The following is a 13677-nucleotide window of genomic DNA, read 5'->3' on the forward strand; positions in this document are numbered from 1 at the left end:
TTCCCTGTAGGCCTGATACGGCAACAGCATACAACAGACTAATGGCGGCGCTGCCAAATCCACAGCGCCGCAATCGCCAGCGCAAACAGCGCACCAAATCCAATACCAATCGCAACAGCCGGGATCCCCACCAGCACCGCCAGTGAGTAAATACCGAGCATCAACAGCATCGCGCTGTTTTCACCCAGGTTTTGTACCGCTATCGCATTACCTGCGCCGACGCTTTTCTTACCCCGTTCCTGCAGCAACGCATTCAGCGGCACCACAAAGAAGCCACCCGACACGCCGATAAGCATCAGCAATGCGTAGGCCGGAAGCAGCGAATGTTGAAGAGAGAAAATCAGCACCACGACGCCAATCAGGATCCCCGCAGGCATACAGCGCGAAACGGTTTCCAGCGTTACCAGCTTCGCTGCCGCACCCGCACCGACCACAATCCCGATCGCTACCATGGCATTGAGGTAGGTCGGCGTGGCGTTATCGGTGATGCCGAGCGCCACCGGGACCCACAGCACCAGCAGAAAACGCAGCGTAACGCCCGCGCCCCAAAAAAGGCTGGTTCCCACCAACGAGAAGCGTGTTTCACCGTTGCGCCACAACGATGAAGCCGCACAGAAGAAACTGCGCGTCATTTTCCCCAGATGCCAGGACTGGCCAGGACGAGCCGCGGCCAGTTTCGGGATATACAGGTTAGCCACCACCGCGCCAGCATAGGCCAGGGCACAGGCAGAAAGCGCGGCAATTACGTGCCAGTCGGCCAGAACGCCGCCGGCGACAGAACCGAGCAAAATCGCGGCAATGGTGGAGGCTTCCATCAGGCCGTTAGCCTTCACCAGTTTGTCGCCGGTAGTCAGTTCACCGAGAATGCCATACTTGGCTGGTGAATACGCCGCCGCGCCGATTCCCACCAGCGTATACCCAAGAAACGGATTAATGCCGAAGCAAATACTCGCCGCGCCCAGCAATTTCAGAGCGTTCGCGAACATCATCACTCTGCCTTTGGCAAAGCTATCCGCCACCTGTCCCACAAAGGGGGCAAAAAGGATGTAAGCGCCCACAAACACCATTTGCAGGATCGGCTGACTCCAGTCCGGATAAAATTGCTCCTTCAGCAACGCCAGCGTAGCAAACAGCAACGCGTTATCGCCAAACGCCGACAGAAACTGTGCGGCGATAACGGACATCATCCCTTTGGACCAGATTGAAGTGTTAGTGTGCACTGACTCACTCATGTTGTTTTTCCGGCTCATCGACCCAGCTTTTCAGCGTAACAAAATCCGGCTTACCGCTGCCGAGTAATGGGAGTTGCTTCAGGTGGCGAATATCACGCGGTACAGCGAGTTCAGGTACGCCGTGCGCCCGCGCATACTGCTGTAGTTTTTCACGCGTAAGTTCGCTATCGGTAGTGAACAGCACCAGCGCCTCACCTTTGCTGGCATCACTCTTGATCGCCGTGGCGTGCATTTTGTCTGCAGATACCGCCAACGCAAGTTGCTCAACCATTTCCAGCGAAACCATCTCTCCGGCAATTTTAGCGAAACGCTTAGCGCGCCCCTGAATCTGTACAAAGCCGTTTTCATCAAAGCGCACGATGTCTCCGGTGTCATACCAGCCGCGCTCAATCTCACCTTGCGCATTCTCTGCCGTCGGCACTTCCAGCACGCCAGGTTTTTCAACGCGCAAATAGCCGCTCATAATATTAGGGCCTTTCAGCTGTAAACGCCCACCGTCCTCAATTCCCGGAACAGCCAACAGTCGAGCATCCATACCAGGCAAGATGCGCCCTACCGTTCCCGATTTTGCCGCCATTGGTACGTTAATCGACACAACCGGCGCACATTCCGTCACGCCATAGCCTTCAAGAACGCGCAGGCCAAATTTCTCCTGCCACAGCTGCTTTGTGCTGTCCTGAAGTTTTTCCGCTCCCGCCACCACATAGCGCAGGCGGTGGAAATCGTACGGATGCGCAAAACGCGCGTAGTTGCCGAGGAACGTTGAGGTACCAAACAACACGGTACAGTTCCGGTCGTATACCAGCTCTGGCACAATGCGGTAATGCAGCGGGCTGGGATAAAGAAACACTTCTGCGCCAGTCAGTAGCGGCGTGAATAATCCCACCGTCAGGCCAAAGGAGTGGAACAGCGGCAGCGCCGACATAAAACGGTCATCGGCAGTGAAATCGGCAATCGTTTTGATCTGCTCAACGTTCGCCAGAATGCTTTTATGACTGTGGACCACACCTTTCGGATGGCCTTCTGAACCGGAGGTAAAGAGGATCACCGCAGCGTCTTCAGGCTGCTGCTTCACCTGCGCCAGATGAGGTGCCAGCAGATGTGAGAAAATCCATAGCTTATCGCTAAAGGTCACATCAGCTTTTAAGTCTTCCAGATAAACCCAACGCACCTGGGTGAGCTGTTCCGGTAAATGCCAGAGTTTGCCTTTATCGAGAAACTGTCGGGATGTGAAGATTGTTTTAATTTCAGACGCAGTAATGGCGCTGGTTAATCCTTTCACGCCCGCGGTGTAGTTCATCATGGCCGGAATGCGTCGGCGCGCAATGGCGCCAAAAATGACCGCTGCGCTGATCCCCGCGTTTGGCAGCATCAGGCCGATTTTTTCACCTTCGACACTATATTTTTCCAGAATACGGGCCACAAAGAGCGTCTTTGTCAGCAGCTTGCGGTAGCTGTCCGGGGTAAAGTTAACATCTTCAATGCAGTTTTTGCCTGCGCCAAAACGGTATTTCGCCGCCAGCAGCGACTCGTATAGCGTTTCACGCGGACGAACCGCCATGCGTGCTTCCATCATAATTTGATGCAGCATCTCTCCGGCGATTTTGCGGCGATCGCGAGCACGCGGTGCTTCCGGCATCGGCAGTTGTGTCGGCGGTAGGATGTGTAAGCGGATGCGCGGGAAGAATCGCTGTTTAACCAAACCTTTCAGGCGGCTAAAGCGGGAAAGCTCCGCGCCTTCAATGCGCACAGGAACGACCGTCGCCCCAGACTTTGCGGCGACAAACCCCGCGCCGTCATAAATTTTCATTAACGAACCGGACGTCGAAATACGTCCTTCCGGGAAAATAACCACCGGGCGGCCCTGTTCGACCAGACGAACCAGATGTTTAATCGACATCGGTTTAGTTGGATCTAACGGTACGAAATCAATCAGCGGAGTTAGCCAGCGCATATACCATTGCTGGCTGATAGAGGTGTAAACAGCGAAGACGGGACGAATCGGTAAAAAGAGCGCCAACAGGATGCCGTCTATAAATGAGACATGGTTGGGAGTGATTAGAACGCGTTCTCCCTGTAGCGCGCTGACATCGCCCGTGACGCGAACGCGGAAAAGCACGCGAAACAGATTACGAAAAAAGCCAAATAGCATCTCAACTCCCTGTGCCATTAATTATATAAACATCAATGGTGGGAGAGTATACGAGTTGGGGAATGGGCGCGACAGGTAACTGGTAAATACAATCCGAAAAAAAACCTGCGCATCCGCGCAGGTTGGTGCAAGAGACAGGTACGAAGTGCGTACCGAATAATCTCACCAATCAATACCTCTGGGATCTTGATTGTGGTCGTCAGCAGCCAGATACGCCAGTGCGAAAACGCAAAGGAATGAACCCAAATGCAACGAGTTGTGTAAATTATCGGTTACTGTTACAGATAGGCTGAAGGTAAAAAAAAACCTGCGCATCTGCGCAGGCTGGTGTAATTCTAGTGATCAACCCGAAAGTTGATTTCACCTATCAATACCTCTGGGATCTCAACTCTAGCAATCTGCTCAGTTCCCTCACCAGCGAACAATCGCAACAGCACATCGCAAAGTGTAAGCAAAAATTAGCATTTTCTATTTTCTGTCTTACTTCGCTCGTGTGCGCTCACATTTGCGACGTTCTGACAGGCAATCTGCTTGAACAGCCAGCCATTTTCCGTAACACTGACGGAATGTAAGCGTTTACCCACAACAGGTACTATCATGGCGACCATAAAGGATGTAGCCCGACTAGCTGGTGTATCAGTCGCCACCGTTTCTCGAGTGATTAATGATTCCCCTAAAGCCAGCGAAGCATCGCGTCTGGCCGTAACAAGTGCAATGGAATCACTCAGCTACCACCCCAACGCCAATGCGCGTGCGCTGGCACAACAATCCACAGAGACCATCGGTCTGGTGGTGGGAGATGTGTCCGATCCATTCTTTGGGGCAATGGTTAAAGCTGTCGAGCAGGTGGCCTATAACACCGGTAATTTTTTACTGATTGGTAACGGCTACCATAACGAACAGAAGGAACGACAGGCGATTGAACAGCTCATTCGCCACCGCTGCGCAGCCCTTGTTGTCCACGCAAAAATTATCCCGGATGCTGAGCTGGCATCACTCATGAAGCAAATCCCCGGCATGGTATTGATTAACCGAATTCTGCCGGGATTCGAACAACGCTGCGTTGCCCTTGATGACCGTTTCGGCGCCTGGCTCGCGACCCGACACCTCATTCAACAAGGCCATACGCGCATTGGCTATCTGTGCTCCAATCACACGATTTCAGATGCGGAAGATCGTCTGCAAGGCTATTACGACGCGCTGGCAGAGAGCAATATTCCTGTCAGCGATCGCCTGGTAACGTTTGGTGAACCGGATGAAAGCGGCGGTGAACAGGCTATGACCGAGTTACTTGGCCGTGGCAAAAACTTCACTGCGGTAGCCTGCTACAACGACTCAATGGCGGCTGGTGCCATGGGCGTATTGAATGATAACGGCATTGATGTGCCGGGAGAAATCTCGCTGATTGGTTTTGATGATGTGCTGGTTTCCCGCTACGTGCGCCCGCGTTTGACCACGGTGCGCTACCCGATCGTGACGATGGCAACCCAGGCTGCCGAACTGGCGCTCGCGCTGGCGGAGAAGCGTCCCGTGCCTGAAATTACCCACGTTTTTAACCCAACTCTGGTGCGTCGCCATTCCGTTTCGACGCTGACAGAGCCGGGGAATTCATCGTCAAACGATTAACCAGGATAGCGTTATGACTACGATGTTGGACGTTTCACGACACGCAGGCGTCTCAAAAGCGACCGTTTCGCGCGTACTGAATGGCACGGGTCAGGTAAAAGAGAGCACGCGCCAGAAAGTGTTTAAGGCCATGCAGGCACTTGATTATCGGCCTAATTTTTTAGCGCGCTCTTTGGCAAACCGCACCAGCAACAGCATTGGTCTGGTAGTTTCCACATTTGATGGATTCTACTTTGGCCGCCTGCTGCAACAGGCTTCACGCCAGACGGAATCTCACGGCAAGCAGTTGATCGTCACCGACGGCCACGACACACCAGAGCGTGAGCAGGAAGCCGTGCAAATGCTGGCGGACAGGCAGTGCGACGCCATTATTCTCTATACCCGCTATATGAGTGAAAAGGCGATTATGTCGTTGATGAACAGCATTGCTATGCCCTTGCTGGTCATCAACCGTGATGTCAGCCAGGCCCGCGATCGCGCAATTTTCTTTGAACAGGAAGACGCGGCCTATCAGGCGGTCAATTATCTGATCTCCCAGGGCCATAGCGATATTGCTTGTATCACTGTGCCAGGCCATACGCCTACCGGTAAATCACGCCTGATGGGGTATCGTAAAGCGCTGGAAAAAAACGGTATTCCCTGGGATCCCGATAAGGTCAAATACGGCGACTCCACGATGACGCGAGGCTATGAGGCCTGCCGTGAACTGCTGGAGGAAGGGGTGAAATTTAGCGCCCTGTTCGCCTGTAACGATGACATGGCATTAGGCGCATCAAAAGCGTTACATCAGGCCGGGCTGAGGATCCCAACGGACGTCTCACTGTTTGGTTTTGATGATGCGCCCAGCGCCAAATGGCTGGAGCCAGGGCTGTCTACCGTATATCTACCGATTGATACAATGATAACCACGGCAATCGACCAGGCTATCCGGCTGGCCAACGGCGAGAGCGTCGAGCCAATCCCACCGTTTACCGGCAAACTGGTACTACGTGATTCGGTGACGACGGGGCCGTATTACAAATAACGTGCCGGATGGCGGCGCAAGCGCCTTATCCGGCCTACAGGCCCCGCAGTTAATATCGTAGGCCGGATAAGCGTAGCGCCATCCGGCATTTCACAACGCTGTAATCAGATTAATTCCAGCGCTAACAGCTCATCAATGGTCTGGCGACGGCGAATCAGCCGCGCCACGCCGTTATCGAACAAAACTTCCGGCAGCAGCGGGCGGCTATTGTAATTTGACGACATTGACGCGCCGTACGCCCCGGTATCATGCAGCACCAGATAATCGCCCGGCACCACCGCAGGCAACAGTCGGGTTTCCACATTTCCGCCCTCCTGCTGGGTAAACACATCGCCGGATTCGCACAATGGCCCGGCTACCACGGTTTCCCGTTGCGGGGTGTGTTCCAGAGAGCGACCATCCCCTGCCAGCGCTGAGATATGGTGATAACTACCGTACATGGCCGGGCGCATTAGATCGTTGAAGCCCGCATCGATCAGCACAAAGTGGCGGCTCCCCATCTCTTTTACGCTACGTACCTGCGCCACTAACACACCGGCTTCCGCGACCAGAAAACGACCCGGCTCTATCTCAAGTGCGACCGGGTGGCCCAGGTGTTTAGCAATCTGTTCACGCGCAGCGTTCCACAATCCAAAGTAGTGATCGGTATCGATCGCCTCTTCCCCTTCGCGATACGGGATTGATAAACCACCGCCCGCGGAGATCGCCTCCAGATCCTGACCAAATTCAACCACCTGGCGCACCATTGCGCCGCACACCTGCTCCAGATGGCCGTAGTCTACGCCGGAGCCGATATGCATATGAATCCCCACCAGCTTCAGCTTATAGCGCTGAATCACCTCCAGCGCCGCGGGAAGATCGCTATACCAGATCCCGTGCTTGCTGTTTTCACCGCCGGTATTGGTTTTCTGGCTGTGCCCATGCCCAAAGCCAGGGTTTACGCGCAGCCACACGCGATGGCCCGGCGAGACCTGACCCAGTTGTTCCAGCATATCCACCGACCCGGCATTTACCGGAATGCTCAATTCATGCACCCGCGCGAGCGTCGCTTCATCAATCATATCGGCGGTAAAGACTATCTCATCTTTCCCAGGTACAAAGCCTGCCGCCAGCGCACGTTCAATTTCGCCAAGCGAGACGGAATCAACCTTCACGCCCTGCTCGCGCATCAGACGCAAAATATGAATATTCGAACATGCCTTCTGAGCAAAACGCACCACGTCAAACTGACTCAGCTTAGCAATCTGGGCGCGAATAATCTGCGCATCATAGACCCACACCGGGCAGCCGAATTCGGCAGGCAGGCGCAGCAGGTTGTCGGCGGTCAGGTCAGTGTCAGTACTATTGAGTGGGCGTGGCATGGTGTGCTCCGATATTGGCTTTTTTATGATTACGCCACAGCCCGAAAAGAATAAAAAATATCGTTTTATCGTGAGTCTATGCAAAAATGATATGGATTGATTCATTCGAGGATTGCCCATGCCCGCCGTTAACCTGCGACACATCGAAATTTTTCACGCCATCATGACGGCAGGCAATCTGACAGAAGCCGCGCGCATGCTACATACCTCGCAGCCCACCGTCAGCCGGGAACTGGCCCGATTCGAGAAAGTGCTGGGATTAACGCTGTTTGAACGCACGCGTGGCCGACTGCACCCAACCGTGCAAGGGTTACGTCTGTTTGAAGAGGTGCAACGTTCGTGGTATGGCCTTGATAGAATTGTGAGCGCCGCCGAAAGCCTGCGTGAGTTTCGCCAGGGCGAATTGTCGATTGTTTGCCTGCCGGTATTCTCACAGTCTTTTTTACCGCCGCTGCTGCAGCCATTCCTCGCACGCTATCCACAGGTCAATATTCAGATAGTGCCGCAGGAGTCACCGCTGCTGGAAGAGTGGCTGTCGGCGCAGCGCCACGATCTGGGGTTAACGGAAACGCTGCATACGCCTGCCGGAACGAAACGCACCGAATTGCTGGCGCTGGATGAAGTGTGCGTGCTGCCGCAGGGCCATCCGCTGACTAAGAAAGCGGTATTAACGCCGCAGGATTTTCAGGGGGAAAACTACATCAGCCTGTCGCGGACCGACAGCTACCGTCAGCTACTGGATACACTGTTTAATGAGCACCAGGTGAAGCGCCGCATGGTGATTGAAACCCATAGCGCTGCTTCAATTTGTGCAATGGTGCGGGCGGGCGTTGGGATCTCGGTGGTAAACCCACTGACCGCGCTGGATTACGCCAGCAGCGGAGTCGTTATCCGCCGCTTCAGTATTTCGGTACCCTTTACAGTCAGCCTGATTCACCCACTTCATCGCCCCGCCTCGGCGCTGGTTGATGCTTTTACGGCACATCTGCAGGCCCATCTACCGAGGCTTATTGACCCACTGGAGGCTATTTTGCATCCGCAGCCGAAAGCATAAACGCCACCGCATCTTGCGCATGGATTGCCGCGGTGTCGAAAACCGGTAGTGGGCTTAGCTCGGTGGGAACCAGCAGACCAATCTCGGTACAGCCAAAGATCACCCCTTGCGCCCCCTGTTTCGCCAGTTGGTCGATGACGCCCAGGTAATAATCGCGGGAAGCCTCGCTGAATTCACCGAGACACAGCTCGTCGAAAATAATCTGGTTTATTTTCTGACGATCATCAGCTTCAGGGATCAGCGTGCTAATGCCAAATTCAGTCTGTAAACGCCCGCGGTAAAAATCCTGCTCCATGGTGTAACGCGTACCCAGTAGCGCCACGTTGCTCATTTGCTGCTTTTGTATCGCCCGCCCCGTCGCGTCGGCAATATGCAGAAACGGCACATCACAGGCGCTTTCAATCGCCTCAGCAACTTTGTGCATGGTGTTGGTACACAGCACAATTCCTTGCGCCCCGGCTTGCTGTAGCCCTGTGGCGGCCTGCGCGAGGATCTCACCGGCTCGCTGCCAGTCACCGCTTGACTGACAGGCTTCAATCTCGTGAAAATCCACGCTGTGCAACAGAATCTGTGCCGAATGCAGTCCACCCAGACGCTGTTTTACCCCTTCATTAATGAGTCGATAATAAGGAATGGTAGATTCCCAGCTCATACCGCCTAACAGACCGATCGTTTTCATCATTTCCCCTGACTCGTTGTTGTCTATCCAGTGAACCAAAGATGTGATCAACTTTCCACATCTGTTGGCGTGCATTTCTTTTTTTAATTTTCTGATATAGGTTTAATGAAACATTGTTTTAATTAATTACAGGAAGGCCGGATGTTTATTTTTCATAAAGAGACCACGCTTGACGATCTGGGCAATGGCGTTACCCGGCGCATTCTTGCTCACGACGGTAACATGATGGCGGTTGAGGTGAACTTCGAGCAAGGCGCAATCGGCCCGATGCACCATCATCCGCACGAACAGCTGACTTACGTGTTGTCCGGTGAGTTTGAATTTACCATCGGCGAAGAGAAACATATCGTTAGGGCGGGCGATACCCTGTATAAACAGCCCAACATTATGCATGGCTGCGTCTGCTTAAAACCGGGAACGCTGCTGGATACCTTTACCCCAATTCGCGAAGATTTTCTTCACGGGTAAGGCGCTAATTAAAAAAACCGGGTCGCGTTGACGCTTTCCCGGCCTATAAGAGACTCCACTCGCAGGCCGGATAAGGCTGAACCGCTATCCGGCATGCTTGTCTGACTTACACCCCAATATCTCTTAACTTCTCGCCTGCCATCAGCTTACGTTCGATATGCTCCAGCGTGACGTTTTTGGTTTCTGGAATCAGCCAGAACGTAATACCAATAAACACGACATTCAGCGCAGTATAGAGCCAGAACGTACCGGCGGCACCAATGCTGTCGAGCAGCGTCAGGAACGTTGCGCCAATGATCATGTTCGACACCCAGTTGGTGGTGGTGGAGCAGGTAATACCAAAATCACGGCATTTCAGCGGCTGAATTTCCGAACACAGGATCCACACTACCGGCGCGGCGCTCATCGCATAGCCTGCAATACACATCATCGTCATGCCAACTGACAGCCAGGATAGTCCACTGGAAGCCGTGCCATTATCAAACTGCATCAGACAATAACCAAGCACCAGTGTCCCGATGGCCATTACGCTGAAACCAATTTTCAGCGCCGGTTTACGTCCTGCTTTGTCGACCGTGAAGACGGCAATAAAGGTGGCGAACATAAACGTTAAGCCAACCACCAGCGTGGCAATCATCTGCTGCTCTGTGGTGGTAAAACCCGCCATTTTAAAAATGCGCGGCGCGTAATACATGATGATGTTCATCCCGGTGAACTGCTGCATCGCCTGCAGTAACATTCCGAGGAAAACCGCGCGACGCACGTTACGGTTAATTTTAAACAGCGCCCAACCACCCTGCTTCAGCTTCAGGCTTTCACGGATTTCGTTCAGCTCATCGCGGGCTTTTTCTGACGTATCGCGCAACATGCGCAGTACTTCTTCAGCTTCGATGTGGCGACCTTTCTCCGCCAGCCAGCGCGGGCTATTGGGCAAGAAAACAACCAGAATAATCAGCAATACAGCCGGAAGCGCCAGCACGCCAAGCATAGCGCGCCAGTTACCGCTGTAGCTGAACGCGGTATCGGACAAAAAGGCCAGAACGATACCCAGCGTCACCATCAGCTGATACATACTGATCATCTTGCCACGCACGTTTTCGCTGGCCATTTCGGAGAGATAGAGCGGTGCGGTGTAAGACGCGATCCCCACCGCTACGCCCAGCACCACGCGGGCAAAAATGAGCATTTCTACGCTGGAGGCAAACGCCGAGCCCAGAGATCCGACGACGAAAAGGATCGCGCCCGCCATCAGGCTGTATTTGCGCCCCAGGCGGAATGACAACCAACCGTTAAACAGCGCACCAATTGCCGCACCCAGCATCATGCTGCTTACCACCCACTCCTGCAGGCGGCTGGTCAACACAAAGTGATCGGTGATAAAAGGCAACGCGCCAGCAATCACGCCAATATCCAGGCCGAATAACAACCCTGCGACAGCCGCAGAGATAGAAACAAACATATTCATACGTCGCGTATCGCGCACTGGGCGCGGCGCTAAAGCAGCATCATTATTTATTGAGACCATTTTTTCCTGCCAGATACAGAGTAACCATGCCATTGAAAGTAAGGGATCCCTTGCAGGAAGCGTCAGGCGGGAAACGGCAAAAACATGGATTAAATAGCTACACCACATGGTTATGTGATGGATATTCCAATTTTAAAATTTACCGACAATCACTCAATTAAATTTAATTCATTGATATTAAAGAATATTAAAAACAATAAATTTATACGTATGAAATTTAATATGGAATAATTTATAACCACAATATGGATTTTAATGATCCGAATATAAAAAAACCCTGCCAGAGGGCAGGGTTTAACGGTTCTGGAAAGCGAATTAACGTGCCAGCCAGCCGCCATCTACTGCAACGGTATAGCCGTTGATATAGTCAGATGCGCTGGACGCCAGGAACACGACAGGCCCCATAAGATCGCTCGGCAGACCCCAACGACCCGCCGGAATACGATCGAGGATTTCTGCGCTACGTTGCTCATCAGCACGCAGCTGTTGAGTGTTATTCGTCGCCATGTAACCCGGTGCAATCGCGTTGACGTTGATGTTATGTTTTGCCCACTCGTTCGCCATCAGACGGGTAACGCCCATTACGCCGCTTTTAGACGCGGTGTAAGACGGCACGCGGATCCCGCCCTGGAAGGAAAGCATAGAGGCGATGTTGATAATTTTGCCGCCGTTACCCTGAGCGATAAAGTGCTTCGCCGCGGCCTGAGACATAAAGAACACGCTCTTAATGTTCAGGTTCATCACGTCATCCCAGTCTTTTTCGCTGAAGTCGATCGCATCGTCACGACGGATAAGACCCGCGTTGTTGACCAGAATATCGATATGGCCGAATTCTGCCACTGCGCGCTCCAGCAGCGCCGGAATACCATCGATTTGACGCAGATCGGCGGTCAGGCTTAAAAAACGGCGGCCCAGTGCGGTCACGCGTTCGATGGTTTCTGTCGGTTCAACAATGTTGATACCGACGATATCGCAACCTGCTTCAGCCAGACCAAGCGCCATACCCTGACCCAAACCTGTGTCACAACCGGTCACAACGGCGACTTTACCTTCAAGAGAGAATGCATTCAAAATCATTGTAAATCCTTAATTTTTTATAATGCCCACCGCAGCAGGCACGGCTGTCGCCCGCAACTAGCGCAGATCTTTTACTGCAACATGGTCCATATCATCAAAGACCTGGTTTTCGCCGACCATGCCCCAAATGAACGTATAAGCTTTTGTGCCGACACCGGAGTGAATAGACCAGCTTGGAGAAATCACCGCCTGCTCGTTGTGCATCACAATATGACGCGTTTCCTGAGGCTGACCCATCATGTGGAAGACGCAGGTATCTTCTTCCATATTGAAGTAGAAATAGACTTCCATACGACGTTCATGGGTATGACACGGCATGGTGTTCCACAGGTTACCCGGTGCCAGTTCAGTCAGACCCATGCTCAACTGGCAGGTTTCCAGTACATCCGGCACAAAGTATTTGTTGATGGTACGACGGTTACTGGTGAGGTCATCACCCAGCGTCACTGGCGCAACGTCTGCCGGCGTGACTTTCTTAGTTGGGTAAGTCGTGTGTGCCGGCGCGCAGTTGTAGTAAAACTTCGCCGGTTTCGCCGTATCAATACTGGCGAATACCACTTCTTTTGCCCCTTTTCCGACGTACAGCGCGTCGCGATGACCAATTTCATAGCACTGGCCGTCAACGGTAATCGTGCCCGGGCCGCCGATATTGATCACACCCAGCTCACGACGTTCGAGGAAATAGGTTACGCCCAGCTGTTTGCCGACTTCGCCACCCACAGAGACGGTTTTGGCCACTGGCATAATGCCGCCAACAATGATGCGGTCGATGTGGCTGTAGACCATGGTGTATTCATCTGCGACAAACACTTCTTCGACCAAAAACTCATTACGCAGCCCCTGAGTGTCCAGGGTTTTCGCATGCGCACTATGGATACTTTGTCTTACGTCCACATTTACCTCCAGTGATAAATTGACCGTGAATGCTTAAACGAATAGCAAAACGCTGTTCCGTTTTATCTTATGCGCTCATGATATCCCTCCCTGAATGTGTTTTCAATTATAACTAAAACGATGTTTCACTTTTTCCGGATCTTATTATCAAAAGTGTAAGTGCGATCACGCTAGCGCAAATAAATCGCAAAAATGGTTTCAATAAAATTATTTAAAACAATTAGATAGATAAAAACACAAAAGAGTAGATCATTAGTGGCAGGGATAAGATATTGAAAACGCAGCCAGGCTCATACGTCATTCACACACCTTTTCTAACAAAGTGCGCTATCAATCACATGAAATGAAACAACGTTTTGATATGTTGGTAGGGTTTAGAGTGTATGTTTCTGTAACTGGCCTTGCCCTCCTGTTGGAGGGCTTTTTTATAGAGGAAGAGATAACACGGCAGAAAACTGTTTGAGAAGAAAAATATATACCCTAAATAATTCGAGTTGCAGGAAGGCGGCGACGCAGCGAATTCCCCGGAGCGTACATAAGTACGTGACTGGGGTGAGCGAGAAAAGCCAACGCACATGCAGCTTG

Annotated in this window: 11 protein-coding genes; 4 read left to right on the top strand and 7 right to left on the bottom strand. The window is 52.5% G+C overall.

Translation table 11 applies throughout. The annotated features are described in order from the left end of the window. Nucleotides 1-38: 38 nt before the first annotated feature. A complete protein-coding gene (lplT, locus tag OGY37_RS01370; RefSeq protein WP_008785713.1) occupies nucleotides 39-1232 on the bottom strand; it encodes a lysophospholipid transporter LplT in 1194 nt (397 codons plus the stop codon). Continuing rightward, the gene (aas, locus tag OGY37_RS01375) at nucleotides 1225-3384 is read right to left on the bottom strand and encodes a bifunctional acyl-ACP--phospholipid O-acyltransferase/long-chain-fatty-acid--ACP ligase (protein WP_003825593.1); all 2160 of its coding nucleotides are present in this window, start codon (nucleotides 3382-3384) and stop codon (nucleotides 1225-1227) included. Before aas ends, lplT begins: the two co-directional genes overlap by 8 nt. 597 nt (nucleotides 3385-3981) lie before the next feature. Here aas and galR point away from each other — a divergent pair. After that, on the top strand, nucleotides 3982-5010 hold the full coding sequence (gene galR, locus OGY37_RS01380) for an HTH-type transcriptional regulator GalR (RefSeq protein ID WP_003033945.1): 1029 nt from the start codon (nucleotides 3982-3984) through the stop codon (nucleotides 5008-5010). Nucleotides 5011-5023: 13 nt separating this feature from the next. Next, complete coding sequence (locus tag OGY37_RS01385; RefSeq protein WP_181510309.1) at nucleotides 5024-6034, top strand: LacI family DNA-binding transcriptional regulator; 1011 nt, start codon at nucleotides 5024-5026, stop codon at nucleotides 6032-6034. A 104-nt stretch (nucleotides 6035-6138) separates the two neighbouring features. On the opposite strand, the gene lysA is transcribed toward OGY37_RS01385, so the two are convergent. Then, nucleotides 6139-7395 carry a diaminopimelate decarboxylase gene (gene lysA, locus OGY37_RS01390; RefSeq protein ID WP_126956633.1) on the bottom strand — a complete coding sequence of 419 codons (1257 nt, stop codon included), beginning with the start codon at nucleotides 7393-7395 and terminating at the stop codon, nucleotides 6139-6141. Nucleotides 7396-7513: 118 nt separating this feature from the next. On the opposite strand from lysA, the gene OGY37_RS01395 reads away from it, so the two are divergent. Next, nucleotides 7514-8449 (top strand): LysR family transcriptional regulator, encoded by a 936-nt coding sequence (locus tag OGY37_RS01395; RefSeq protein WP_008785717.1) that lies wholly within the window; start codon nucleotides 7514-7516, stop codon nucleotides 8447-8449. Here the strand turns inward: OGY37_RS01395 and OGY37_RS01400 are convergent. Beyond that, nucleotides 8421-9128 carry an aspartate/glutamate racemase gene (locus OGY37_RS01400; RefSeq protein WP_191236323.1) on the bottom strand — a complete coding sequence of 236 codons (708 nt, stop codon included), beginning with the start codon at nucleotides 9126-9128 and terminating at the stop codon, nucleotides 8421-8423. The genes OGY37_RS01395 and OGY37_RS01400 overlap by 29 nt on opposite strands. A gap of 141 nt (nucleotides 9129-9269) precedes the next feature. Here OGY37_RS01400 and OGY37_RS01405 point away from each other — a divergent pair, with 141 nt between their 5' ends. Next, on the top strand, nucleotides 9270-9596 hold the full coding sequence (locus OGY37_RS01405; protein WP_286619861.1) for a cupin domain-containing protein: 327 nt from the start codon (nucleotides 9270-9272) through the stop codon (nucleotides 9594-9596). Nucleotides 9597-9702: 106 nt separating this feature from the next. Here OGY37_RS01405 and araE read toward each other — a convergent pair whose 3' ends face one another. From araE to kduI, 3 genes are all read right to left on the bottom strand, one after another. Next, nucleotides 9703-11121, bottom strand: coding sequence for an arabinose-proton symporter AraE (araE, locus tag OGY37_RS01410; protein ID WP_003033926.1), 1419 nt, complete (start codon nucleotides 11119-11121; stop codon nucleotides 9703-9705). 315 nt (nucleotides 11122-11436) lie between these two features. Then, nucleotides 11437-12198, bottom strand: coding sequence for a 2-dehydro-3-deoxy-D-gluconate 5-dehydrogenase KduD (gene kduD, locus OGY37_RS01415; protein ID WP_003033923.1), 762 nt, complete (start codon nucleotides 12196-12198; stop codon nucleotides 11437-11439). 57 nt (nucleotides 12199-12255) lie between these two features. After that, the gene (kduI, locus tag OGY37_RS01420; RefSeq protein ID WP_048215619.1) at nucleotides 12256-13092 is read right to left on the bottom strand and encodes a 5-dehydro-4-deoxy-D-glucuronate isomerase; all 837 of its coding nucleotides are present in this window, start codon (nucleotides 13090-13092) and stop codon (nucleotides 12256-12258) included. Nucleotides 13093-13677: the final 585 nt, after the last annotated feature.

This window comes from Citrobacter sp. Cpo030, from assembly GCF_030333005.1.
GTDB lineage: Bacteria > Pseudomonadota > Gammaproteobacteria > Enterobacterales > Enterobacteriaceae > Citrobacter > Citrobacter portucalensis.